Below are 23,605 nucleotides of genomic sequence, written 5' to 3' on the forward strand. Positions count from 1 at the left end.
GCTGCCCCCCGCTTGATGAGAAATTCCACGATATATAGTTCGACTATATAGCGACGACGCAAGACCGCCGTTCGTCGTATCCGGCAAAGACCTGTCTTCGCGCGCTTCCCCACCGCGCCCTCTTATCTCCGCGCCCCAAATCCCCGCCTGCGTGGTTGCCTCTCCGAAAAGCCGGTGCCAATCATCTGAGGAGGCCCGCTCGGAGAGATTGGACGTGAACGAAACCCGCACCCGCGCACTTCTTGCGCTTCTCGTCGTCCTTCTCGCGCTTCTCTTGCTGCAGCCCTATGTCGACCGCCTTCTCTTCTCGGCGACCGCGCCGCGCCCGATCGCCCCGCGTGCCGAACTCTCCGATTTCGAGCGCTCCAGCGTTTCCGTCTTCGAGGAGATCGCCCCCTCCGTCGTCCAGGTCGTGGCGCGCCCGCGGGGAAGCGGCTTCGGTCAGAGCAACGGCCTGCAATCGGGCACCGGCTTCGTCTGGGACGAGGCCGGCCACATCGTCACCAACAACCATGTGGTGGAGAACGCCGCATCCATCTCCGTGCGTCTCGCCGATGACGAGGTGGTGGCTGCGAGCCTCGTCGGCCGCGCCCCCAATTACGATCTCGCCGTCCTCCGCCTTGCCCCGCGCACGCGCCTGCCGCCGCCGGTGCCGCTCGGCACCACGGACGATCTAAAAGTCGGCCAGACCGCCTATGCGATCGGCAATCCCTTCGGCCTCGACCAGTCCTTGACGATGGGCATCATCTCCGCGCTGAAGCGGCGCCTGCCGACGAGCGGCGGCCGCGAGATCGCCGACGTCATCCAGACCGACGCGGCGATCAATCCCGGCAATTCCGGCGGCCCCCTGCTCGATTCGGCCGGCCGTCTCATCGGCATCAACACGGCGATCTTCTCGCCTTCGGGCGCCAATGCCGGCATCGGCTTCGCCATCCCCGTCGATGTCGCGAACCGCGTCGTCCCCTCCCTCATCTCGTCAGGGCGCGTGCCGACACCCGGCATCGGCATTCTGGCGGCAGATGAATCGATCGCCGCCCATCTCGGCATATCGGGCGTCGTCATCGCCGGAATCGTGCCGGGCTCGCCCGCCGACCGGGCCGGCATCGAAGGCCTCAACCAGTACCGCGGCACCATCGGCGACATCATCGTCGGCATCGACGGCGAGGAAGTCCGCGGCCTCACCGGCCTCACCAAAAAGCTCGAAGCGGCGGGCGTCGGCGGCACCGTCGAGCTCACGCTCGAACGCGACGGCCGCACCCGAGACGTCACCGTCGACGTGGTCGATATCGGCCAGCAATAGAGCGCTGCCCCCAGGTTTATCTCAGCGTCGCTCGCAGAGCGCCGTGCGGCGCCCCTCACGGCACCTCGTCACGCCCAAAAGACATCGCACAATGTGCGTATACGTGAACGCTCAGACAGCGCCGTCAGCTTTCCGCCACCGTCTTCCGTCGCGTCACCTTCCAGCATTTCCGGAGTTTTTCGGTCGCTTTCCGCATTGTTGAGGAAACGGTTGCACAGCGCCGGAAGAGCCGCCACTATAGCCATAACGAATACATTAATAATCCAAGGCGAGGAAACGTATGGCATCGGTGACGTTCCGCGACGTCCGCAAGGCGTTCGGATCGGTGGAAGTGTTGCACGGCGTCTCGATCGATATCGAGGAAGGCCAGTTCGTCGTGCTCGTCGGCCCTTCGGGCTGCGGAAAGTCCACGCTCCTGCGCATGCTGGCAGGTCTGGAACACATCACCGCCGGCGAGATTTTGATCGGGGATCGCGTCGTGAACGCGCTGCCGCCCAAAGAGCGCGACATCGCCATGGTGTTCCAGAACTACGCGCTCTACCCCCACATCACAGTGGCGGAGAACATGGGCTTCTCCCTGAAGCTCAAGGGCGTCTCCAAGAAGGAGATCGAAAGCCTCGTCTCGCCCGCCGCGGAAATGCTCGGCCTCTCCCATCTCCTCGACCGCTATCCGCGCCAGCTCTCCGGCGGCCAGCGCCAGCGCGTCGCCATGGGCCGCGCCATCGTCAGAAAACCGCAGGTCTTCCTCTTCGACGAGCCGCTCTCCAATCTGGACGCCAAATTGCGCGTCTCCATGCGCACGGAGATCAAGAACCTCCATCAGCGCCTGAAGACCACCACCGTCTACGTCACCCACGACCAGATCGAAGCGATGACCATGGCCGACAAGATCGTCGTCATGCATGACGGCATCGTCGCGCAGGTCGGCGCCCCCCTCGATCTCTACGACCGGCCGGAAAACCTCTTCGTCGCGGGCTTCATCGGCTCGCCGGCGATGAACATGGTGACGGGCACCCTCGACGCGAACGACCGCAACATCTTCGTCACCGGCGACGGCGAGCGTCTGCCGATCGCCGAGCCTGGCGATGCCGAACCCGGCCGCGAGATGATCTACGGCGTGCGCCCCGAACACTTTCAGCTCGGCGGCGATACCACGCTCCGCGTGGAGGTGGTCGAGCCGACGGGCTCTGAGACCCATGTCGTCGCCTTCCTCGGCGAGACGGAAGTCGTCTGCGTCTTCCGCGAACGCATCTCCGCCGGCCCCGGCGACGAGCTCAAAGTCACCATCGACGCAGGTTCCGTCCATCTCTTCGATGCGAAGGAGGGCGACCGGCTCTCCGTGTGAGTGCCTTGACGATCTGAATGGGTGAAATCTCCGGCCAAAGGCCGGCCAGAAGGGCAGAAAGCCCTCGTCGCTGCGGTCGCGGGAGCCGCAAGAAGCGCATCAAAAAAACATCCCGCAACGTGGAGGAAACCGACAATGCCAATCGATCGCAGAACCTTTCTGAGCGGCACGGCGAGCCTTGCCGCCGGCGCCGCCTTTTCCGGCGTCCCGGGCGCCCGCCGGGCGTTCGCCCAATCCGCCGGCATGACGTTCCAGCCGGAAGAAGGCGCTTCGCTTCGCCTCCTGCGCTGGGTGCCCTTCGTCACCGGCGAGGAAGAGGCCTGGAACGCCAACACCAAGGCCTTCACCGAGGCGACGGGCGTCGAGGTGCGCATCGACCAGGAAAGCTGGGAGGATGTCCGTCCGAAAGCTGCGGTCGCCGCCAATGTCGGCTCGGGCCCGGACATGGTGATGAGCTGGTTCGACGATCCCTTCCAGTATCCCGACAAGCTCGTCGACGTGACCGATCTCGCCACCAAACTCGGCGAGGCGCATGGCGGCTGGTACGAAGGCCTCGAAGGCTATGCCCGTCAGGACGACACCTTCATCGCCGTCCCGCTCTGCGCCATCGGCAACGCCGTCTGCTACCGCCAGAGCCATATGGAGAAAGCCGGTTTCTCCGAATTCCCGAAGGATACGGACGGCTTCCTGGAACTCTGCAAGGCGCTGAAGGCGAACGGCACGCCCGCCGGCTTCCCGCACGGCAAGGCCGTCGGCGACGGCAACAATTACGCCCATTGGCTTCTCTGGAGCCATGGCGGCATGATGGTCGATGAAAACAGCAAGGTGACGATCAACAGCCCCGAGACCAAGGCCGCGATCGAATACGCCAAGGCGCTCTACGAGACCTTCATTCCGGGCACGGAAAGCTGGCTCGACATCAACAACAACCGCGCCTTCCTCGCCGAACAGATCTCGCTGACGGCAAACGGCGTCTCGCTTTATTACGCCGCCGCCAAGGACCCGGCGATGAAGGAGATCGCCGAGGACATCCGCACGGTGAACCTGCCGGTCGGCCCGATCGGAAAATCGGTGGAGCTGCACCAGACCTCGACGCTCTCGATCTTCAAGCACTGCAAATATCCGCAGGCGGCGAAAGCCTATCTGGAATTCATGTACCAGTCGGACAAGATGAATGCCTGGATCGAAGGCGCGAGCGCCTATTGCTGCCAGGCGCTCAAAGAATTCGCCGACAATCCGGTGTGGACGTCGAACCCGGTGCACGAGCCATATTCGCGCGCCTCTGAAAGCCTGCGGCCGAACGGCTATGCCGGCCCGCTCGGACCGGCCTCCGCCGGCGTCATGGCCGATTACGTTCTCGTCGACATGTTCGCCGAGGCCGTCACCGGCCAGCGCTCGCCCGAAGACGCCATGGCGAACGCGGAACGCCGCGCCAGGCGCTACTACAGCTGAGGCACCGGGGGGAGCCGGGCGCCGGCTAAGGCCGGCGCCCGTTATCTCAAAGCCCCCCTCAGACAGTGAGCGCGCGCCCTTAAGCCGCCGCGCCGACCAAAAGATGAGACAGGCTCACAATGACGGATGTGCCGCTGACACCACGCCGCTCGCTGCTTTCGAGGTTCCTGGAGAGCCGCAACGGCCTCGGGCTTCTTTTCATGCTGCCGGCGGCGGTCTTTCTCCTGTGCTTCCTGACCTATCCGCTCGGTCTCGGCGTCTGGCTCGGCTTCACCGACACGCGCATCGGCCGCACCGGCGAATTCATCGGCCTTGAGAATTACATCTGGCTCTTCGACGACCCGATCTTCTGGCTGTCGGTCTACAACACTATTCTCTACACCGTCGTCGCCTCGGTCCTGAAATTCGGCCTCGGCCTCTGGCTCGCCCTCATCTTGAACGAGCATCTGCCCTTCAAGACCTTCTTCCGGGCGATCATCCTTCTCCCGTGGGTGGTGCCGACGGTTTTGTCCGCGCTGGCCTTCTGGTGGATCTACGACAGCCAGTTCTCGATTATTTCCTGGGTCTTGATGCAATGGGGGCTGATCGATGCGCCGATCAACTTCCTCGGCCAGCCGAACCATGCCCGCGCCTCGGTGATCGCCGCCAATGTCTGGCGCGGTATTCCCTTCGTGGCGATCTCGCTTCTCGCCGGCCTGCAGACGATCCCGCAATCCCTGAACGAGGCGGCAGCGCTTGATGGCGCCACCTCCTGGCAGCGCTTCACCAAGGTGACGCTGCCGCTTCTCACCCCGATCATCGCCGTCGTCATGACCTTCTCGGTGCTCTTCACCTTCACCGACTTCCAGCTCATCTACGTTCTGACGCGCGGCGGACCGGTCAACGCCACGCATCTGATGGCCACCCTATCCTTCCAGCGCGCCATTCCCGGCGGTCAGCTCGGCGAAGGTGCGGCGATCGCGGTCGCCATGATCCCCTTCCTGCTCGCCGCCATTCTGTTCTCGTTCTTCGGGCTGCAGCGCCGCCGCTGGCAGCAGGGCAACGACTGAGGAAACGCACCCATGGCCAAGAAAAGCCTCAGCCCCGCAGCCTCCACCCGCGACGACACGGAGGGCATGGATCAGTTCAACACGGTGACGCGGCGCATCCTCGTCGTCTATCTGCCGCTCGCCGTCTTCATCTTCGTGCTGCTCTTCCCGTTCTATTGGATGGCGATCACGGCGATCAAACCGGACCACCAGCTCACCAATTACGACCGCTACAGCCCCTTCTGGGTGGTCGAGCCGACGCTCGACCATATCCGCTACCTGCTCTTCGAGACGTCCTATCCGGGCTGGCTGTGGAACACGATGCTCGTTGCCTTCGCCTCCACCTTCCTGTCGCTGTTTGCCTCCGTCCTCGCCGCCTATGCGATCGAGCGCATCCGCTTCACCGGCGCGCGCACGACCGGCCTCCTCATCTTTCTCGCCTATCTTGTGCCGCCGTCGATCCTCTTCATTCCGCTCGCCTTCATCGTCTTCCAGGTCGGCATCTTCGATTCCCGCCTGGCGCTCATCCTCACCTATCCGACCTTCCTCATCCCGTTCTGCACCTGGCTGCTGATGGGCTATTTCCGCACCATCCCCTTCGAGCTTGAGGAAAGCGCCCTCGTCGACGGCGCCTCGCGTTTTCAGATTCTGACGAAGGTGGTCCTGCCGCTCGCCGTTCCCGGCCTCATCTCCGCCGGCATTTTCGCCTTCACCCTGTCGTGGAACGAGTTCATCTACGCCCTCACCTTCATCTCCTCCTCGGAGAACAAGACGGTGCCCGTCGGTGTCCTCACCGAGCTCGTGCGCGGCGACATCTACGAATGGGGAGCTCTCATGTCCGGCGCCCTCCTGGGCTCGCTGCCGGTCGTCATCCTCTATTCCTTCTTCGTCGACTACTACGTCTCGTCGATGACCGGCGCCGTGAAGGAATAGGCGTGCCGGGCGGGGGACCCGTCGCCCTCAGATCCAAGCTGGAACTACGAAAATCGGCACCAAAAAAATAAACGATACAAAGAATTCAAATATTACTGGAATATCACGTGATTACCGTCACGCCTTTGAGCAACTACAAAAGACAGCTCTTGAATAAGTTAGAAGATAATCGTATAATTCATGCGTTGGCTTCGGAAGAAGACACTCTGAAGCCCGAAAACAAAGGAGAGAGCCATGGCTGACAAACCCGTATGCAGCAGCTGCGCTTTCTTTGAAGATCACCACGCCAACAACGACCGCGAGATCAGAGATGCTGGTCTCTGCCGGTTCAACCCGCCCGTCACGCAGCCCGTGGCGGATGCCGTTGGATACTGGCCGGTCGTGAAAGAGAGCGATTGGTGCGGCCATTTCGCAAAGGAGGGCCTGGCGGCCTGATTTTCCGAAACGCGCATGGCGCGGCTTGGACCGCGCAACGGGGCGCAGCATGGCGCTGCGCCTCCTTCAAAGGGTCGGACGACATAGCCTGACGATGACAGTCTGAAGACGACAGGGCGGCATGCATGCCGCCCTTCTGCGTTATGGGCTCGAAGTCCTTACCGACAGCAGACAGCCGGCCTTCCCGGCCACCTCAGGCGACGGGGCTCAGAAGCGGCTCGCCCTTGAGATGCGCGCGCAGATTGTCGACCACCATCTGCCCCATCGCCGCGCGCGTCTTGTGTGTGGCGCTGCCCTGATGCGGCGACAAGACGACATTGTCGAGCGCCTTCAGTTCGTCCGGCACGTTGGGCTCATCGGCAAAGACGTCGAGCGCCGCGCCGCCGAGCCCGCCCGATTGCAGAAGCTCGATCATCGCCGGCTCGTCGACGAGCGAGCCGCGCGCCATGTTGACGAGCATCCCCTCCGGCCCGAGCGCCTCCATCACGCCGCGGCTGACGATGCCTTGCGTCTCTTTCGAACCCGGCGCGATCACCACCAGCCAGTCGCAGGCCTTCGCCATCTCGGTGAGGTCGGCGAAATAGGGATAGGGCTCGTGCGCCTGCTTGTGGCGGCCGTGATAGACGACCTCCATCTTGAAGACCTGCAGCCGCCTCGCGATCTCCTTGCCGATGCGCCCGAGCCCGAGAATGCCGGCCCGCGCCCCGCGGAGTTCGTCGGTCAGCGGAAAATCGCCCCCCGGCCAGCGCCCCTCGCGCACATAACGGTCGGTCTGCGGCAGCCGATGGGCGAGCGCAATCATCAGCCCCACCGTCATCTCCGCCACGCAATCGTTGAGGACGTCGGGCGTGTTGGTCACGTGCACCCCTGCCCGCTTCGCCGCCTCCACATCGACGGCGTCATAGCCGACGCCGAAGGAGGAAATGATTTCGAGCTTCGGCAGCGCCTCGATGATCTTCGCCGAACAGCCATGGTGCCCGCCGGTCGCGACGAAGCGCACCCGCTCGCCGATCTCGGAGAGAAGCGCCTCCTTGTCGTCCGCCGCAAAATAGCGATGGACGGTGAAATCCTTCTCGATCTCGGCAGTCACCGCGTCGGCGAGAGGGCCGACCATCAAAAGCTCGGGTCGCGTCATGACATCTTCCATTGGTTTTCAGGGGCGCTCCTCATCCTTGCGGCAGATCCTCCTTGGGAGAGGCCGCGGAGCCCGCCCATCGCCGTCGCAGATAGAGGATGATCGGGATCGACCAGACCACGATCGTAAAGATGCCGAGCCCCGCCGCGATCGGCCGCTCGAAGAAGGCGAGGAAGCTGCCGTCGGCCTTGATCATCGAGGTGATGAAATTCTGCTCCAGCATCGGCCCGAGCACGAGGCCGAGGATCGCCGGTGCGATCGGAATGTCGTTCTCCTCCATGATGAAGCCGAGCACGCCGAAGATCAGCATCAGGAGAACGCCGAAAACGGAATTGTTGATGGCGAACGAGCCGACGATGCAGAAGAGCAGAATGACCGGCATCAGCACCCGGTTCGGGATCGACAACAGCGTCGAGGCGCCTTTGATCGCCACCCAGCCGAGCGGCAGCATGATGATGTTCGCCAGAAAGAACACCATGAACACCGCATAGATCAGCTGCGGATCGTTGATGAACACGGTCGGGCCCGGATTCATGCCTTTGACGTAGAGGACGCCGATCACGATCGCGGTGATGGAATCGCCCGGAATGCCGAAGACGAGCGCCGGGATCCAGGCGCCGGAAACGGCGCCGTTGTTGGACGCTCCGGCCTCCACCAGCCCCTCCACATGCCCGCGCCCGAACTTCTCTTTCTGCCGCGAAAACTGCTTGGAGACGGCATAGGAAATCCACGCCGCGATATCGGCGCCGGCGCCTGGAAGCGCGCCGATCGCCGTCCCCGTCGCGCTCCCGCGCAGCATCTGGATCGGATAGCGGCGGATATTCGTCCATTGCCGCGTGAACACCGTATGCTTGCCGGAGCGATCGACGCTCGGCCGATCCTTCGAATAGACGATCGAGCGCAGAACCTCCGACACGGCAAAGAGCCCGATCATCGCCGGAATGAACTGCACGCCGGCCAAAAGCTCGACATTGCCAAAAGTGTAGCGCGGCTGCCCGGCCGGATTGTCGATGCCGATCGTCGCTGCAAAAAGCCCGATCAGAAGCGCAATCATGCCGCGCGTGACGGAACTCGGCGACACGAAGATGGCGCAGGACAGCCCCAAAAGCACCAGCCAGAAATATTCGAACGAGGAGAATTTGAGCGCGATTTCGGCAAGTGTGGGCGCCGTCGTCACGAGCACGATGGTGCCGAAGATGCCGCCGATCGAGGAAAACACGAGGACGGCGCCGAGCGCCTCGTCGCCGCGCCCGTCCTGCGTCATCCGATAGGCGTCTTCGACGTAAGCGGCACTCGCCGGCGTCCCCGGCATGCGCAGGAGCGCGCCCGGAATGTCGCCGGCGAAGATCGCCATCGCCGTCGCCGTCACGATCGCCGCGATCGCCGGCACCGGATCCATGAAGAAGGTGATCGGCACCAGAAGCGCCGTCGCCATCGTCGCCGTCAGCCCCGGGATCGCACCGACGAAAAGCCCGAAACAGGCGGAGGCAAAGATGACGAGAAGCACGTAGGGCTGAAAGACGAGGCCCGCGGCCTGCGCGAGAATATCCATCGTCGTCACCACAAAAAGGAAAGAAAGTCGTTGCGCGGCAGCGGCACCAGAAGAAGCCGCCCGAAGGTCTGCTGCACCAGGATCGTGGCGAAGATCGCCACCGGCACGGCGACGATGATGCGCGTGCGCAAGGTCAGCATGAAGACGAGGAGAATGAGGAAGGCGATCGGCACGAAGCCGACGCGCTCGGAAAAGACGATATAGACGCCGATCAGCGCCAAAGCCGTCGCCACCCCGACCACCGCCGTCGGCGATCTCGTCCAGTCGGCGAGCGCCACCGCCCGCCCCTGAAAGCCCGCAAGCGCGCTTTTCGCCATCATGAAGATGCCGAGCCCGGCCGCCACGATGCCGATCGCGTTCGGCATGGTTTCGGCGCCATAGGCCTGGCCTGGGATCGGCGTGAAGTTCCGCGCCGAAACGAGGATCGCGGCGGCGCCGATCAGCACCAGCACGCCGAGCACGAAATCGTTGAATTTCATCGCAGGTTCCCGGCAGATGGCGGCGTCCGAAGACGCCGCCGATCGCCCTTATTCGGCCGCGAGTCCGGCCTCTTTCATGACGCGCCCAAGGCTCTCATCGTCGGACCCGACGATCTTCGTCGCCTCGTCCGGCCCCGCCCAGCGCATGCCGAACCCGCGATCGGCCATGAACTTCTTGTATTCTTCGCTGTTGTAGGCCTTCTCGACGGCCCCCGCGAGTTTCGCCTTCACGTCGTCCGGCAGACCCTTCGGCGCCGCAACGGTGCGCCACACCGCAAGCGTCCAGTCGGACCCCACGGCCTCTTTCAGCGTCGGCACGTCCGGGAACATCTCCTGGCGCTCCTCCGACATCGACGCGAGCGGACGCACCTTGCCGGCCTCGATCATCGAGCGGCCTTCCGCCAGCGACGAGGGAACGAGGTCGACACCGCCCGCCACCATATCGGTGATGCCGGCGGCCGAACCCTGGCTCGGCACCCAGGTGATCTGATCGGGCGGCAGATCTTCCGACAACATCCAGCCGAGAAGGCCGAGATGCCAGATGCCGCCCTGCCCGGTGCCGGAGGCCTTCAAAGACCCCTTCGGCTCGGACTTGATCGCGTCGAGAAGATCCTGCGCCGTCTCGTAATCGGAATCGGCCGACACCATGACGCCGCCCGGATCGGCATTCACCATCGCCAGGAAATCGAAGTCCTTGTAGGTGAGATCCGTCAGCCCCTGCCAATGCATCATGTCGATCTCGATCGTCACGATGCCGATCGTGTAGCCGTCCGGCTTGGCCGTCGCGATGGCGCTGTGGCCGACGACACCCGACCCGCCGGTGCGGTTGACGACGTTGACCGGCACGCCGAGCTCTTCCTGCAGGATCGAAGCGAAGATGCGCCCGACGGCATCCGTGCCGCCGCCCGCACCCCACGGCACGATCATCTGGATCGGACGGTCCGGATAGCTGGACTGCGCCATCGCGGCCGGCGCGCTGAACACGGCTGTGGCAAGAAGCGCCGCGGCCGCGGCGAGAAAGGTTCTTTTGCGCATGTTTCCTCCCGGTGCGCGATGTCTGTTCGCGGCAGGCCTCTTCTTTGGAAGGCTCTGCCCGGCTGCGTCACGCGCAGCTCTTTTTGTTCACGGAGAGACTATCTCCTGCGTCGACCGAAGATGTCAACGTATACATTGTGGCGCCGGCAAGCGTCGGAGCGCTTTTTTGAGGCGCCGGCGCAGCACAGGGCTGCACCGGCCACCGGATCTCAACCTCAGGCCGCGACGACTGTCTGCCGCTGCCTGCCGAGCCCTTCGATCGCCAGCTCCATCACATCGCCGACTTTGAGATAGACGGGCGGCTTCATGCCCATGCCCACGCCCGGCGGCGTGCCGGTGGAAATGACGTCGCCCGGCATCAGCGTCATGAACTGCGACAGATACGAGACGACATGCGGCACGTTGAAGATGAGCGTGTTGGTGTTGCCGCTCTGGCGCCGCTCGCCGTTGACGTCGAGATGCATGTCGAGATTGTGCGGATCGGCGACCGCATCGCGCGTGACGAGCCACGGTCCGAGCGGGCCGAACGTGTCGTGGCTCTTGCCCTTCGTCCACTGGCCGGAGCGCTTCGTCTGGAAGTCGCGTTCGGAGACGTCGTTCATGATGGCAAAGCCCGCCACATGCTGCATCGCCTCGTCTTCGGAGACGTATTTGGCGCGCTTGCCGATGATGACGGCAAGCTCCACCTCCCAGTCGAGCGCCTTGGAGCCGCGCGGCATCTCCACGTCGTCATTGGGCCCGCAGAGAGCCGACAACGCCTTGGCGAAGATGATCGGCTCGCTCGGCGGCTCGGCGCCCGTCTCCGCCGCATGGTCGGAATAATTGAGGCCGATGCACAAGATCTTCGAGACATGGCCGACACAGGGGCCAAAGCGGGGCACGCCCTCGACCTTCGGCAGCGACGCGGGATCGAGCGCGCGCAGCTTCTCGAGCCCGGCATCGGAGATCACCTCCCCGGCGATGTCGTCGACCTCGCCGGACAGATCGCGCAGCGCGCCCTCGTCATCGATGAGGCCGGGCTTTTCCTGGCCGGCAGGGCCGTAGCGAACGAGCTTCATGGCATCCTTTCTCGGATTGTCTTAGGGGATTTCTGAGGATCAGTAGACGGCGCGGCCGCCGGAAATGTCAAAGACGGCGCCCGTCGAAAACGAGCATTCCTCCGAAGCGAGCCAGCAGATCATCGCCGCCACCTCGGCCGGCTCCACGAACCGGTTCATCGGGATCTTCGACAGCATGTAATCGATATGCTCCTGCGTCATCTGATCGAAGATCGCCGTGCGGGCCGCCGCCGGCGTGATGCAATTGACGAGGATGTTGTGCCCGGCGAGCTCCTTGCCGAGCGATTTCGTGAGCCCGATCAGACCCGCCTTCGAGGCAGAATAATGCGAGGCGTTGGGATTGCCCTCCTTGCCGGCGATCGAGGCGACGTTGACGATCCGCCCGTAGCCCTTTTCGAGCATCAACGGCACGACGGCATGGCTCGTCAGAAACGGCGCCACGAGATTGACCTCGATCACCTTGCGCCAGGTGTCCGGATCGAGCTCCCAGGTCTTCGCATTGCCGCCGGTGATGCCGGCATTGTTGACGAGAATGTCGATACCGCCGGCCTTCCGGGCCGCCTCTTTCGCGGCCTCCGCCACCGCGCCCGCATCCGTCAGCTCGACGACGGCGCCGCTCGCTTTCTCGCCGAGTTCGCCGAGCGCATTCTCGATCGCCGCTCCGTCGATGTCCCAGATGACGGCCCGCCCGCCGCTGTCGAGCACGCGTTTCGCCGTCGCAAAGCCGATGCCGCGGGCGCCGCCGGTGATGACGGCCGTGCGGTTTTCAAGGTCGATCCTGTTCATGGGGCGTGTTCCTCGTAGCGTTTATCGCTGCCGCTTTCTCGCGGCTTGGACGTTGTGGGGAAAGAAGACGGGCGCAGGCAGCCTCAAGCCGGCCCCCGCCGCAGAAGTTCGAGCGCCAGCCGGTCGGCGCGGTCGCGGTGCTGCTGATGCAGATGCGCCGCGCGGCGGATATCGCGCTCCACCACGGCCTGAAGGATCGCCCGATGCTCGCGGTCCGACTGCGCCGTGCTCGGCCGCATATGCACGATCGCCATGCGCGCCCGGTATTGCTGGTCCCAGTATTGCCGCAGCGTCGCGCACAGCCGGTTGTTGCCGCTGAGGCTGACGAGCTCGGAATGGAACTGATCGTCGAGATGCGACCAGCGCACCGGGTCTTCGCGCTGCGTCGCCCGCTCCAGCTGGTCGAGAATGCCGGAAAGCCGGCGCCCGTCGTTCGTCTCGATGCCGCGCCTTGCGGCAAGCTCCACGGCCTTCACTTCGAGCGTCGAAAAGACGTCGTAGATGTCGGAGAGATCGTCGATCGACTGCGCCCGCACGCTGATGCCGTGACGCGGCCGCACATCGACGAGCCCTTCCTCTTCGAGCTTGATCAGGGCCTCGCGCACCGGCGTGCGCGACAGGCCGAGAAGGTTCGCCACCTCCGCTTCGAGAAGCGTCGTTCCGGGCGGCAGCCGGCCTTCCATGATGCGAAATTTGAGCTCGTGATAGGCCCGCTCGCGCGCCGGCATGTCGGCGACGCCTTCAAGGCTCGGCCGCCCGCGCGCACCTTTCACCGCCGGCGGCACGGGCCGCCGCCGGGCATTGTCCGCCGGCGCTCTCACGCCCGCCGCATCCAGGGGCTCACCGCCCGCAGCGTTGTCACGATCCTGTCTCATGTTTGATGCCGTTGAGCTCCGCCACGATGTCGGCGATGCGCGGCAGATATTCCTCGCCATGCCCGGTCGCATCGGCGGTGGCGAAATTGTTCTTCACCGCCGAGGAGACATGCGAGGCGATGCCGCTTTCGTTCGCCAGCGATACGACATAGCGCATATCCTTATGCGCATTCTTGAGCGCGAATTTGTGCGCGTCGGGATCGCGCTCCACCACCCATTTCATAAAAGTCTGGTAGAAGCCGCAATCCATCCGCCCACCGCCGATGATGGAATGAAACGTCGCCGCATCGAGGCCGTTCTTCGCCCCGATCGCCAGCGCCTCCGAATAGATCGCGGCATAGCCGAGCGACAGGAAATTGTTGAGAAGCTTCATCGTGTGGCCGGCACCCGGCTCGCCGACGCGCACGATCTTGCCGGCCCAGGTGGCGATGATCGGCTGAACGCGGTCGAAATCCGCCTCGCTCGCTCCCACCATCGCATCGAGAAGCCCTTCCCAGGCCTCCTTCGGCGTGCGCGACAGAGGCGCATCGATGAGCGTCACGCCGTCCGCCCGGCACTTTTCGACGAGGGCGCGCGTCGACACCGGATTGCTGGTCGAGGTGTCGATGATCGTCTTGCCAGACGCCCCCGCCGCCAGGATTTCACCGACGACGGCTTCCACCTGCGGGCTTCCCGGCAGGCACAGAAAGATGACGTCGGAGGCCTCCGTCAGCGCCGCGACATCCTCCGCCTCCTTGGCGCCCCGGCCCTTCAGATCCTCCACCGGCGCGCGGTTGCGGTGGCCGAGGATCGTCAGGGGATAGCCCTTTTCGACAAGATTCTTCGCCATGCCCTGGCCCATCAGCCCGACGCCGATGAAGCCGATCTGCGGTTTCTCGCTCATCATCCCGTCTCCTTTTCGCGTCGCGCCTCTTCGTCGGCGATATGCGCGCGGATGATGGAGGCGAAATCGGCATCGGCGGAAAAGCCCGCCTCGCGCGCCCGCTGTGTCTCGAAGTCGCGCGGCCAGCCATGGACCATGCCGCGGATCGCCTCGTCCGGCTCGCGCCGGATGCGCCCCGCGACCTCGTCGCCCGCCACCTCCTGCAGGGTCGCGATCATCTCGCCCACCGTCACCGAAAGCCCCGGCATGTTGAGCGAGCGCCGCGGCCCGAGCGTCGACGTATCCATTGTCGCTGCATGCATCAGGAAGCCGACGGCCGCTGCCGGGCTCGCGATCCAATGGCGCACATCGTCTTCGACCGGCAGCACGGCCTCGAGACCCGCAAGCGGCTCGCGGATGATGCCGGAGAAGAAGCCGGACGCGGCCTTGTTCGGCTTGCCCGGCCGCACCACGATCGTCGGCAGGCGGATCCCCACCCCGTCGACGAAGCCCTTGCGCGTGTAATCGGCGAGAAGCAGCTCCGAGATCGCCTTCTGCGTGCCGTAGCTCGTCAAAGGCGCCGACAAAAACGTGTCGGAGATTTTCTCCTCGAACGGCGCGCCGAAGACGGCGATCGACGAGGTGAAGACGAGCCGCGGCCGATAGGCCTCGCCCGCCTGTCGGATCGCCTCCAGGAGATGGCGGGTCCCGTCGAGATTGATGCGGTAGCCCTTGTCGAAATCCGCTTCCGCCTCGCCCGAGACGATGGCCGCGAGATGGAAGATCACGTCCGGCTGACGCGTAATCAGCCCTTCGACCGTCTCCGCGGACGCGATATCGCCCGCCTCGCAGGTCACCGTGATCGTCTCCGGCACATCCGGATAGTCCGGCGCCACCACGTCGAAGGCATCGATCGCCGCAATCGGCCGCCCACCGAGCTCCTTGTCCGCAAGCAGCCTTTCGACCAGGCGCCGCCCGACCATGCCGGCCGCGCCGAGCACCAATATCCGCATCAAATCCTCCCCGACCCTTCGGGCCTTTTATCGTTCAAAGCGACCAGCCGCCGTCGATCACCTGCGTCGTGCCGGTCGTGAAGCGGCTCTCGTCGGAACCGAGATAGACGGCGAGATCGGCGATCTCGTCGGGCGTGCCGATCCGGCCGATCGGCTGACGCTCGACGAACATCGCCCGCGCCTTTTCCACACCGCCCACCTCTTCGCCGAGCGCAGAAATCCGCGCTTCCAGCGACGGGCTCTCGATCGTGCCCGGGCAGATGGCGTTGCAGCGGATGCCTTTGCGGATGAAGTCGATGGCGATCGAGCGCGTCAGCCCGATCACCGCCGCCTTCGTCGCCATATAGACGTAGCGATTGGGCGCAGCTTTGATCGAGGAGGCCGCCGACGACATGTTGATGATCGACCCGCCCCCGTTCTCCAGCATGCGCGGCAACAAGGCCGAGATCGTGCGGTGCATGGAGGTGACATTGAGGTCGAAGGAAAAATCCCAGTCCTTGTCGTCGCAATCGAGCACCGTGCCGTGGTGCACGAAGCCCGCGCAATTGAAGAGGATGTCGGGCGTGTCGACCGTCTTCATATAGGAGCCGACGGCGCGGCCGTCGGTCACGTCGAGCACGGCCGTATCGACCTCGCCCAGAGTATTAAGCCCCTTCAGCTTCTCGGCGTCGAGATCGGTCGCATAAACCCGCGCCCCCTCTTCCAGAAACCGTTCCGCCACGCGGCGGCCGATCCCCTGCCCCGCCGCTGTGCACACTGCGATCTTTCCCTCAAGTCGCCGCCCCATCAGGCTTCCTCCGTTCCTCGTTTATTGATTTTTGCGGGAGGGTTAGGCCCTCCACACGTTCTTGAGATGCTTTGCTTTTCACGCCGCCCCGCCGCCCGCCGCGCCAGACGCGGAGCCCATGAACCGTGACCGCTAGTGATTGTCGCGCGGAATGCCGCTCGTCTGGGCGATGCGGTGGTATTTGACCGCCGGCTCCAAAACCATGCCGGTTTCGAGCTGCGAGACCATGGCGCGCTGGATCTCCTGCCAGGGCGTCTGGCTCTCCGGGAAGGGATAGCCGCCCGCCGCTTTCAGCGCCTCGCGCCGCTGTTCAAGCTCCTCGTCGCCAATGAGGATATTCGCCTCCCCGCGCCCGAGATCGATGCGCACGCGGTCGCCCGTCTTCAACAGTCCGAGACCGCCACCGGCCGCCGCCTCAGGCGAGGCGTTGAGGATCGAGGGCGACCCCGACGTGCCCGACTGCCGCCCGTCGCCGATGCACGGCAGCGAATGCACGCCCCGCTTCAGGAGATAATCGGGCGCGCGCATGTTCACGACCTCCGCCGCACCCGGATAGCCGATCGGCCCCGCCCCGCGCATGAACAGGATGGTGTTCTCGTCGATCTGAAGTTCCGGATCGTCGATGCGGTGATGATAATCCTCCGGCCCGTCGAAGACGGCCGCCTTGCCCTCGAACGCCATCGGATCGTCGGGATTGGAGAGATAGCGCTCCCGGAATTCGGTGGAGATCACCGAAAGCTTCATGATCGCCGAGGAGAAGAGATTGCCCTTGAGGACGCGGAACCCCGCACCCTTCAAAAGCGGCTGGTCGAACGGGCGGATAACGTTGAGATCGGCAATCTCGGCGCCGCGGCAATTGTCGCCCATCGTCTGCCCATTCACCGTGATCGCCGCTTCGTTGATGAGCCCCGCCCCCATCAATTGGTTGACGACCGCCGGCACGCCGCCCGCGTGATAATAATCCTCGCCGAGATATTCGCCCGCCGGCTGCAGATTGACGAGAAGCGGAATGTCCTCGCCATAGGTCTGCCAGTCGTCGATCGAAAGCTCCACGCCGACATGCCGCGCGAGCGCGTTGAGATGGATCGGCGCGTTGGTCGAGCCGCCGATCGCCGAATTCACCCGGATCGCATTGATGAAGGCATCGCGCGTCAGGATATCCGACGGCTTCAGGTCGTCGCGCACCATGTCGACGATGCGAAGCCCCGTCAGATACGAGACCTCCTGCCGGTCGCGGTAGGGTGCCGGGATCGCGGCGGACCCCGGCAATTGCATGCCGAGCGCTTCGGCGAGCGAATTCATCGTCGAGGCCGTGCCCATCGTGTTGCAATAGCCGGTCGAAGGCGCCGAGGATGACGAAGCCCGGATAATCGATCTCACCGGCGGCCAGCAATTCGCGCGCCTTCCACACGATCGTGCCGGAGCCCGTCCGCTCGCCGCGGAACCAGCCGTTCAGCATCGGCCCGACGGAGAGCGCGATCGCCGGAATGTTGACCGTCGCCGCCGCCATCAGGCACGCCGGCGTGGTCTTGTCGCAACCGATCGTCAGCACCACGCCGTCGAGCGGATAGCCGTAGAGCACCTCGACGAGCCCGAGATAGGCGAGATTGCGGTCGAGCGCCGCCGTCGGCCTCTTGCCCGTCTCCTGGATCGGATGCACCGGAAACTCGATCGCGATGCCGCCGGCCTCGCGAATGCCGTCGCGCACGCGCTTGGCGAGCTCGAGGTGATGCCGGTTGCACGGCGAAAGGTCGGAACCCGTCTGCGCGATGCCGATGATCGGCTTGCCCGATTGCAGCTCTTCCTGGGACAGGCCGAAATTCAGGTAGCGCTCCAGATAAAGCGCCGTCATATCGGGGTTGTCGGGGTTGTCGAACCAGGCACGCGAGCGCAGTTGCGGCAGATTGGCAGCGTCGGTCATCTCATCTCCAAAGGGTTTGACCCGCCGGAAAAGCTCGTTGCGGGTCGCCCGATTGCCAACAACGTATACCTCATTGTTGGGGCCTTTCAACGGCCTTTAGGTAGAGAACTGGCCAGGCGGAAATCTTACTGCATACGCAAAATGCGGACGAAAGCCCGCTCCGCCTAGCGCGCCCGCCGCGCAAATCCGCCAAAAATCGAGAAAGAAAAAGGCCCACCCGCAACCGGTGCGGGCAGGCCTCTGCAGAAAGCGAAATGTCGATGCGCGGTTAGCGCGTGCCGTCGAGATAGCGCTGAAGTGTCTTCTCGGTCCCCTCGTCCCACAGCGTGCGCAGCCAATGCGCGAAAAGCTCGCGGAAATCGTCGGAGCGCCCGACATCGCCATAGACATCGTCCATGCCGAGCCATTCGCCCGGATCGGCGCGCGCCGCCTGCGCCTTCGGCACGAGCAGATCCCAGTTCGGGTCGTTCGGCTCGATGACGGCCCCGCTCTCCGTCTCGCCGAAGCAATAGCGGCACCACAGCGCCGATTCGAGCGCGAGACCGGTCACGTCGCGGCCCTCCTTCAGCCGATCGGCGATCGTCGGCACGATGAATTTCGGCTGCCGGTTGGACCCGTCGAGGCAGAGACGGCGCACCGTGTCGCCGATCTTCGGATTGGCGAAGCGGCGCTTGATCTCGCCGAAATAGACCTGCAGATCCGTATCCGGCACAGGCGGCACGGCCGGCACGATCTCATCCTGCTCGATCTTCTCAAGGAACGCCGCCACGAGCGGATGCTCCATCGCCTCATGCACGAAATGGATGTCGAGAAGCCCCGCCGGATAGGCGATCACCGCATGCCCGCCGTTCAGAATCCGGATCTTCATGATCTCGAACGGCGTCACGTCCGGCACGAACTGCACGCCGACAGTCTGAAGCGCCGGCCGCCCGGCCGGGAAATTGTCCTCGAGCACCCATTGCTTGAAATCCTCGCAGAACACCGGCCAGGCATCTTCGACGCCGAATTCCTCTTGAAGCAGCCGGCGCTCTCGGTCCCCGGTCGCCGGCGTAATCCGGTCGACCATGCCGTTCGGAAAGGCGACGTTCTCGGTGATCCAGTCGGCGAAGGCCGGGTCTGAAAGCCGGGCCGTCCCGGCGACGGCGTTTTTCGCCACCACGCCATTGTGGGGGATGTTGTCGCACGACATCACGGTGAAAGCCTGAAGCCCGCGGCCCCGCCGCTCCTTGAGCCCCGCCGCGATCAGCCCGAAGACGGTCTTCGGATCGTCGGGCGTCTTGCCGTCGGCGGCGATCGCCGGATGCTCCGGATTGAAGCGCCCGGTGGAATCGATGAAGTAGCCGCCCTCCGTCACCGTCAGCGAGACGATGCGGATCGCAGGATCGGCGAGCTTTTCGATGATCGCCTGCGCATCGCCCACGGGCAGCATGCCGACCATGGCCCCGGTGACGCGCGCATTGGAAGCTGCCGCCGACTGATCGACGACCGTCGTCAGAAAATCCTGGCCGCTGAGCGCCTGGCGCATCTTTTCGTCGCCCGCCATGACGCCGGCGCCAAGGATCGCGAAATCGTGGTCGCGCCCGGTTTCAAACAGCTCGTCGAGATAGACGGCCTGATGCGCGCGGTGAAAATTGCCGATGCCGAAATGCAAAATCCCGGCCGACAACCCGGCCCGGTCATAGCCAGGGACATGCACCCTCGGCGCCATTTCGCTCAGGTTCTCGGCTGCAAGCTTCGTCGTCATGTCACTCCTTCCGGGGCGGAGGAACGTCCTCTCCGAACCCCTCCGGGGCCGCGCCCCATTCGATAAGTCCGCACTTGCCGGCCCTGCGAGACAGGCCGAAAGGCGGATCGTCATGCGTCCCCCTCCCCCTTGTGGGGAGGGGACATGGGTGGGGGTCGCCCGTCACAAGGCGTGCCGGCATGAATTCCCAAGCACAGCCCCCCACCCGCGAGCTTTCGGTTGGGATGCCCCCCTCAACTCATCCAATTGCCGCCGTCGACATTGTAGGTCTGGGCGACGATGTAATCGGCCTCCGCACTTGCCAGAAACACGGCCATGCCGGTCAGATCCTCCGCCCGGCCCATGCGCCCGTAAGGCACCGCTTCGCCGACGAGCCGCTTCTTCTCCCCGAGCGGCCGGTTCTCGTACTTGGCAAACAGCGCATCGACGCCGTCCCAGTGCTCGCCGTCGACCACACCCGGCGCGATCGCATTGACGTTGATCTTGTGCTGGATGAGATCGAGGCCCGCCGACTGCGTGAGGCTGATCACGGCCGCCTTCGTCGCGCAGTAGACCGCGACGAGCGCTTCCCCGCGCCGCCCGGCCTGGCTCGCCATATTGATGATCTTGCCGCCTTCGCCCTTGTCGATCATCGCCTTCGCCACCGCCTGCAGCATGAAGAGCGTGCCGGAGACGTTGATCGCAAAGAGCCGGTCGAAACTCTCCCGGCGGATTTCGACGATCGGCGAAAGATCGAAGAGGGCGGCATTGTTGATCAGAATGTCGATGCGCCCAGTGCGGTCCAGAACCCGCGCCACCGCCGCGTCGATCGAGGCTTGATCGGTGACGTCGAGCGGCACCGCATAGGCTGCCTCGCCGATCTCGGCCGCCGTTGCCTCGGCGCGGTCGAGGTTGATGTCGGCGATCGCGACCCTCGCCCCTTCGCGCACATAGGCTTCCGCAAAGGCGCGCCCGATGCCGCGCGCCGAGCCGGTGATGATGGCGGATTTGCCTTCCAGCCGCCTCATGACAGCGCCATGCCCTCGGCGTCGAAGCGATGGATCTTGTCGTCCTGCGGCGTCAGAAACACGCGGTCGCCGTGGCGCACGGGAAACTCGCCGTCGGCGCGTGCCGTCAGCATCCCGGCGCGCTCCGTCTCCACATGCAGGAACGTGTCGGAGCCGAGATGCTCTGAGACGCTGACCCGGCCTTCCCAGCGACCTTCTTCGAGCGACAATTCCATATGCTCCGGCCGGATGCCGACCTTCGCCGCGTCGCGCCGCTCCGCCACCGCGCCCTCGATGAAATTCATCTTCGGCGAGCCGATGAAGCCCGCGACGAAGAGATTGCGCGGCTTGGAATAGAGTTCGAGCGGCGTGCCCACCTGCTCGATGATGCCAGCGCGCAGGACGACGATGCGGTCGGCCATGGTCATGGCCTCCACCTGATCATGCGTGACGTAGATCATCGTCGTCTCGAGCTTGTTGTGCAGCTCGGAGATTTCCAGGCGCATATTCACCCTGAGCGCCGCATCGAGGTTCGACAAAGGCTCGTCGAACAGGAAGGCCGCCGGCTCGCGCACGATCGCTCGCCCGATGGCGACGCGCTGGCGCTGGCCGCCGGAAAGCTGCCCCGGCCGCCGGTCGAGATAATCGGTGAGGTTCAAAACGCGCGCCGCATCGTCGATCTTGCGGTCGATCTCGGCCTTGTCGAACCCCGCCATCTTCAAAGGAAAGGCGATGTTCTTCCGCACACTCATATGCGGGTAGAGCGCGTAGGACTGGAACACCATGGCGAGGCCCCGCTTGGCCGGCGGCGTTTCCGTGGCGTCCCGCCCGTCGATCTTGATCTCGCCGGACGTCACGTCTTCGAGCCCCGCGATCAGCCGCAGAAGCGTCGACTTTCCGCAGCCGGACGGGCCGACGAAGACGATGAATTCGCCATCCTCGATTTCGAGATCGAGCGGCGGGATCACCTGGACATTGCCGAAAGTCTTGGTGATCTGGTTGAGCGAGATGTGTCCCATATCCGTCCCTTTTCGCCGCGTTTGTCGCCGCGCCGTTTATTGTCGGGTGCCGCCGGGGCGGCAGCCGCGTCTTGGTCGCGCCCCTATTTGACCGCCCCAAAGGTGAGGCCGCGCACGAGCTGCTTCTGGCTGAACCAGCCGAGGATCAGGATCGGCGCGATCGCCATGGTCGAGGCGGCCGAAAGCTTGGCGTAGAAAAGCCCCTCCGGGCTCGAATAAGACGCGATGAACGCCGTCAGCGGCGCCGATTTCGCGGCCGTCAGGTTCAAGGTCCAAAACGCCTCGTTCCAGGCGAGGATGATGTTGAGGAGAAGCGTCGAGGCGATCCCCGGCACCGCCATCGGCGTCAGCACGTAAAGGATCTCCGAGCGCAGCCCCGCCCCGTCCATCCGCGCCGCCTCCAGGATCTCGCCCGGAATCTCGCGGAAATACGTGAACAGCATCCAGATGATGATCGGCAGGTTGATCAGCATCACCACGATGACGAGGCCCAAAAGCGTGTCGAGCAGCCCGGTATCGCGGAAGATGAGATAGATCGGGATCAAGACGCCGACGGGCGGCAGCATCTTGGTCGACAGCATCCACATCAACACGTTCTTGGTCTGCTTGCCGGGCACGAAGGCCATCGACCACGCCGCCGGGATGGCGACGAGGAGGCCCAGAACCGTCGAGCCGAGCGAAATCACCACCGAATTCCAGAAATGCCGGAAATAGGCGGAGCGCTCCTGCACCTCGGTGTAATTGTCGAGCGTCCAGTCGAAGAACACGAAGGAGGGCGGCGAAGCGATCGCCTCCGCCTCCGTCTTGAAGCTCGTCAGGATCGTCCACAGGATCGGGAAGAAGATCAAAATCCCGATCGTCCAGGCGATCAGCGTCATGGTGAGCTTGCGCCCTGTCGTGGGGGTGTGGGCCATGGCTCAGACGTCCAGGTTCTTGCCGATCATCCGCATCAGGAAGATCGCGACGATATTGGCGAGAATGACGGCGACGATGCCGCCGGCCGACCCGCCGCCCACATCGAACTGCAGGAGCGACTGGGCGTAGACGAGATAGGTGATGTTGGTCGTGGCATAGCCCGGCCCGCCATTGGTGGTGACGAGGATCTCCGCGAACACCGAGAGCAGGAAGATCGTCTGAATGAGCACGACGACGGTGATGGCGCGCGCCAGATGCGGCAGCATGATGTGGAAGAATCGGCTCAAAGGCCCCGCCCCGTCCATTTCCGCCGCTTCGAGCTGGTCGCGGTCGAGCGATTGCAGCGCCGTCAGCAGGATGAGCGTCGCAAAGGGCAGCCATTGCCACGACACGATCCAGATGATCGAGGCGAGCGGCGCCTGACCGAGAAAGTCGAAGGGCTGCATCCCGAGCGCCCGAAAAATGTTCGAGAAGAGCCCGTTCACGGGATTCATGAACATGTTCTTCCACACGAGCGCGGAGACCGTCGGCATGACGAAGAACGGCGCGATCACCAGAACCCGCACGATCCCCTGCCCCCACATCGGCTGATCGAGCAGGATCGCCAGAAGCACGCCGCCGAAGATGGTGATGACGAGAACGCCACCGACGAGAAGAAGCGTGTTGATGAGCGCGGAGAAGAACGCCGGATCGGTCAGGAAGAACCGATAGTTCATGAAGCCGATGAAATCGTGCGTTCCCGGCATCAGAAGATTGTAGCGCAGGAACGAGAAGTAGAGCGTCATCGACAAGGGGATCAGCATCCAGCCGAGCAGAAGAAGCACGGCGGGAGAGATCATCAGTCGCGCGGCGGAACGCGAATGCGCAGTGGCCATGAGCGAACCCTTTCGGGCGATGAGGAACGAGCCGGTGAAGAGGGCCCGGGCGGACGCCGCAACGGCATCC

The 23,605-nt window shown here is 64.2% G+C and carries 22 protein-coding genes and 1 pseudogene; 6 read left to right on the forward strand and 17 right to left on the reverse strand.

Features of this window, described 5'->3' with window-relative positions; translation table 11 throughout:
* Window positions 1-214: 214 nt before the first annotated feature.
* On the forward strand, window positions 215-1,300 hold the full coding sequence (locus tag L0F51_RS08005; RefSeq protein ID WP_234628674.1) for a trypsin-like peptidase domain-containing protein: 1,086 nt from the start codon (window positions 215-217) through the stop codon (window positions 1,298-1,300).
* A 68-nt stretch (window positions 1,301-1,368) separates the two neighbouring features.
* Here L0F51_RS08005 and L0F51_RS08010 read toward each other — a convergent pair whose 3' ends face one another.
* Window positions 1,369-1,587: a hypothetical protein gene (locus tag L0F51_RS08010; RefSeq protein WP_234628675.1), complete on the reverse strand. Its 219-nt coding sequence runs from the start codon at window positions 1,585-1,587 to the stop codon at window positions 1,369-1,371.
* On the opposite strand from L0F51_RS08010, the gene L0F51_RS08015 reads away from it, so the two are divergent.
* From L0F51_RS08015 to L0F51_RS08035, 5 genes are all read left to right on the forward strand, one after another.
* Window positions 1,581-2,645, forward strand: a complete 1,065-nt coding sequence (locus L0F51_RS08015; RefSeq protein ID WP_234628676.1) for an ABC transporter ATP-binding protein — start codon at window positions 1,581-1,583, stop codon at window positions 2,643-2,645. The two genes, L0F51_RS08010 and L0F51_RS08015, sit on opposite strands and share 7 nt — an antisense overlap.
* A 135-nt stretch (window positions 2,646-2,780) precedes the next feature.
* Complete coding sequence (locus tag L0F51_RS08020; protein WP_234628677.1) at window positions 2,781-4,097, forward strand: ABC transporter substrate-binding protein; 1,317 nt, start codon at window positions 2,781-2,783, stop codon at window positions 4,095-4,097.
* Window positions 4,098-4,216: 119 nt separating this feature from the next.
* Window positions 4,217-5,146, forward strand: a complete 930-nt coding sequence (locus L0F51_RS08025; protein WP_128291311.1) for a carbohydrate ABC transporter permease — start codon at window positions 4,217-4,219, stop codon at window positions 5,144-5,146.
* Between the two features lie 12 nt (window positions 5,147-5,158).
* A complete protein-coding gene (locus tag L0F51_RS08030; protein WP_370642334.1) occupies window positions 5,159-6,058 on the forward strand; it encodes a carbohydrate ABC transporter permease in 900 nt (299 codons plus the stop codon).
* Between the two features lie 234 nt (window positions 6,059-6,292).
* On the forward strand, window positions 6,293-6,493 hold the full coding sequence (locus tag L0F51_RS08035) for a hypothetical protein (protein ID WP_234628678.1): 201 nt from the start codon (window positions 6,293-6,295) through the stop codon (window positions 6,491-6,493).
* A gap of 193 nt (window positions 6,494-6,686) precedes the next feature.
* On the opposite strand, the gene L0F51_RS08040 is transcribed toward L0F51_RS08035, so the two are convergent.
* The 16 genes and pseudogenes from L0F51_RS08040 to L0F51_RS08115 all read right to left on the reverse strand — a co-directional run bounded on the left by L0F51_RS08040 (window position 6,687) and on the right by L0F51_RS08115 (window position 23,535).
* Window positions 6,687-7,628, reverse strand: a complete 942-nt coding sequence (locus L0F51_RS08040) for a 2-hydroxyacid dehydrogenase (protein ID WP_234628679.1) — start codon at window positions 7,626-7,628, stop codon at window positions 6,687-6,689.
* Window positions 7,629-7,659: 31 nt separating this feature from the next.
* Window positions 7,660-9,180: a tripartite tricarboxylate transporter permease gene (locus tag L0F51_RS08045; protein WP_234628680.1), complete on the reverse strand. Its 1,521-nt coding sequence runs from the start codon at window positions 9,178-9,180 to the stop codon at window positions 7,660-7,662.
* 5 nt (window positions 9,181-9,185) lie between these two features.
* Window positions 9,186-9,659 (reverse strand): tripartite tricarboxylate transporter TctB family protein, encoded by a 474-nt coding sequence (locus L0F51_RS08050; protein WP_234628681.1) that lies wholly within the window; start codon window positions 9,657-9,659, stop codon window positions 9,186-9,188.
* Window positions 9,660-9,707: 48 nt separating this feature from the next.
* Window positions 9,708-10,694, reverse strand: coding sequence for a tripartite tricarboxylate transporter substrate binding protein (locus L0F51_RS08055; protein WP_234628682.1), 987 nt, complete (start codon window positions 10,692-10,694; stop codon window positions 9,708-9,710).
* 215 nt (window positions 10,695-10,909) lie between these two features.
* Window positions 10,910-11,752 (reverse strand): fumarylacetoacetate hydrolase family protein, encoded by an 843-nt coding sequence (locus tag L0F51_RS08060; protein WP_234628683.1) that lies wholly within the window; start codon window positions 11,750-11,752, stop codon window positions 10,910-10,912.
* A gap of 39 nt (window positions 11,753-11,791) precedes the next feature.
* Window positions 11,792-12,538 carry an SDR family NAD(P)-dependent oxidoreductase gene (locus tag L0F51_RS08065; RefSeq protein WP_234628684.1) on the reverse strand — a complete coding sequence of 249 codons (747 nt, stop codon included), beginning with the start codon at window positions 12,536-12,538 and terminating at the stop codon, window positions 11,792-11,794.
* An 83-nt stretch (window positions 12,539-12,621) separates the two neighbouring features.
* Window positions 12,622-13,413, reverse strand: coding sequence for a GntR family transcriptional regulator (locus L0F51_RS08070; RefSeq protein WP_234628685.1), 792 nt, complete (start codon window positions 13,411-13,413; stop codon window positions 12,622-12,624).
* On the reverse strand, window positions 13,397-14,296 hold the full coding sequence (locus L0F51_RS08075) for an NAD(P)-dependent oxidoreductase (protein ID WP_234628686.1): 900 nt from the start codon (window positions 14,294-14,296) through the stop codon (window positions 13,397-13,399). Before L0F51_RS08075 ends, L0F51_RS08070 begins: the two co-directional genes overlap by 17 nt.
* Window positions 14,296-15,288: a D-erythronate dehydrogenase gene (denD, locus tag L0F51_RS08080; RefSeq protein ID WP_234628687.1), complete on the reverse strand. Its 993-nt coding sequence runs from the start codon at window positions 15,286-15,288 to the stop codon at window positions 14,296-14,298. The genes L0F51_RS08075 and denD overlap by 1 nt, the downstream gene beginning before the upstream one ends.
* Before the next feature lie 34 nt (window positions 15,289-15,322).
* Window positions 15,323-16,075, reverse strand: coding sequence for an SDR family oxidoreductase (locus tag L0F51_RS08085; protein ID WP_234628688.1), 753 nt, complete (start codon window positions 16,073-16,075; stop codon window positions 15,323-15,325).
* A gap of 132 nt (window positions 16,076-16,207) precedes the next feature.
* A pseudogene (locus L0F51_RS08090) lies at window positions 16,208-17,996 on the reverse strand (IlvD/Edd family dehydratase).
* 268 nt (window positions 17,997-18,264) lie between these two features.
* Window positions 18,265-19,740, reverse strand: coding sequence for a mannitol dehydrogenase family protein (locus L0F51_RS08095; RefSeq protein WP_234628689.1), 1,476 nt, complete (start codon window positions 19,738-19,740; stop codon window positions 18,265-18,267).
* 233 nt (window positions 19,741-19,973) lie between these two features.
* Window positions 19,974-20,747, reverse strand: coding sequence for an L-iditol 2-dehydrogenase (locus tag L0F51_RS08100; RefSeq protein ID WP_234628690.1), 774 nt, complete (start codon window positions 20,745-20,747; stop codon window positions 19,974-19,976).
* Window positions 20,744-21,745, reverse strand: coding sequence for an ABC transporter ATP-binding protein (locus L0F51_RS08105; protein WP_234628691.1), 1,002 nt, complete (start codon window positions 21,743-21,745; stop codon window positions 20,744-20,746). Before L0F51_RS08105 ends, L0F51_RS08100 begins: the two co-directional genes overlap by 4 nt.
* 83 nt (window positions 21,746-21,828) lie before the next feature.
* Window positions 21,829-22,659, reverse strand: coding sequence for a carbohydrate ABC transporter permease (locus tag L0F51_RS08110; protein WP_234628692.1), 831 nt, complete (start codon window positions 22,657-22,659; stop codon window positions 21,829-21,831).
* Window positions 22,660-22,662: 3 nt separating this feature from the next.
* Entirely contained in the window at window positions 22,663-23,535 is an 873-nt protein-coding gene (locus tag L0F51_RS08115) for a carbohydrate ABC transporter permease (protein WP_234628693.1), read from the reverse strand.
* Window positions 23,536-23,605 lie beyond the last annotated feature (70 nt).

Origin of the sequence: Afifella sp. H1R, from assembly GCF_021462425.1 — a bacterium.
GTDB classification, from domain to species: domain Bacteria; phylum Pseudomonadota; class Alphaproteobacteria; order Rhizobiales; family Afifellaceae; genus Afifella; species Afifella aestuarii.

Bases quoted from the DNA above. Each gene is read 5' to 3' on its own strand.
- L0F51_RS08015 (WP_234628676.1), top strand. From the start codon at position 1,581: ATGGCATCGGTGACGTTCCGCGACGTCCGCAAGGCGTTCGGATCGGTG.
- L0F51_RS08010 (WP_234628675.1), bottom strand. From the start codon at position 1,587: ATGCCATACGTTTCCTCGCCTTGGATTATTAATGTATTCGTTATGGCT.
- L0F51_RS08020 (WP_234628677.1), top strand. From the start codon at position 2,781: ATGCCAATCGATCGCAGAACCTTTCTGAGCGGCACGGCGAGCCTTGCC.
- L0F51_RS08025 (WP_128291311.1), top strand. From the start codon at position 4,217: ATGACGGATGTGCCGCTGACACCACGCCGCTCGCTGCTTTCGAGGTTC.
- L0F51_RS08030 (WP_370642334.1), top strand. From the start codon at position 5,159: ATGGCCAAGAAAAGCCTCAGCCCCGCAGCCTCCACCCGCGACGACACG.
- L0F51_RS08035 (WP_234628678.1), top strand. From the start codon at position 6,293: ATGGCTGACAAACCCGTATGCAGCAGCTGCGCTTTCTTTGAAGATCAC.
- L0F51_RS08040 (WP_234628679.1), bottom strand. From the start codon at position 7,628: ATGACGCGACCCGAGCTTTTGATGGTCGGCCCTCTCGCCGACGCGGTG.
- L0F51_RS08045 (WP_234628680.1), bottom strand. From the start codon at position 9,180: ATGGATATTCTCGCGCAGGCCGCGGGCCTCGTCTTTCAGCCCTACGTG.
- L0F51_RS08050 (WP_234628681.1), bottom strand. From the start codon at position 9,659: ATGAAATTCAACGATTTCGTGCTCGGCGTGCTGGTGCTGATCGGCGCC.
- L0F51_RS08055 (WP_234628682.1), bottom strand. From the start codon at position 10,694: ATGCGCAAAAGAACCTTTCTCGCCGCGGCCGCGGCGCTTCTTGCCACA.
- L0F51_RS08060 (WP_234628683.1), bottom strand. From the start codon at position 11,752: ATGAAGCTCGTTCGCTACGGCCCTGCCGGCCAGGAAAAGCCCGGCCTC.
- L0F51_RS08065 (WP_234628684.1), bottom strand. From the start codon at position 12,538: ATGAACAGGATCGACCTTGAAAACCGCACGGCCGTCATCACCGGCGGC.
- L0F51_RS08070 (WP_234628685.1), bottom strand. From the start codon at position 13,413: ATGAGACAGGATCGTGACAACGCTGCGGGCGGTGAGCCCCTGGATGCG.
- L0F51_RS08075 (WP_234628686.1), bottom strand. From the start codon at position 14,296: ATGAGCGAGAAACCGCAGATCGGCTTCATCGGCGTCGGGCTGATGGGC.
- denD (WP_234628687.1), bottom strand. From the start codon at position 15,288: ATGCGGATATTGGTGCTCGGCGCGGCCGGCATGGTCGGGCGGCGCCTG.
- L0F51_RS08085 (WP_234628688.1), bottom strand. From the start codon at position 16,075: ATGGGGCGGCGACTTGAGGGAAAGATCGCAGTGTGCACAGCGGCGGGG.
- L0F51_RS08095 (WP_234628689.1), bottom strand. From the start codon at position 19,740: ATGACGACGAAGCTTGCAGCCGAGAACCTGAGCGAAATGGCGCCGAGG.
- L0F51_RS08100 (WP_234628690.1), bottom strand. From the start codon at position 20,747: ATGAGGCGGCTGGAAGGCAAATCCGCCATCATCACCGGCTCGGCGCGC.
- L0F51_RS08105 (WP_234628691.1), bottom strand. From the start codon at position 21,745: ATGGGACACATCTCGCTCAACCAGATCACCAAGACTTTCGGCAATGTC.
- L0F51_RS08110 (WP_234628692.1), bottom strand. From the start codon at position 22,659: ATGGCCCACACCCCCACGACAGGGCGCAAGCTCACCATGACGCTGATC.
- L0F51_RS08115 (WP_234628693.1), bottom strand. From the start codon at position 23,535: ATGGCCACTGCGCATTCGCGTTCCGCCGCGCGACTGATGATCTCTCCC.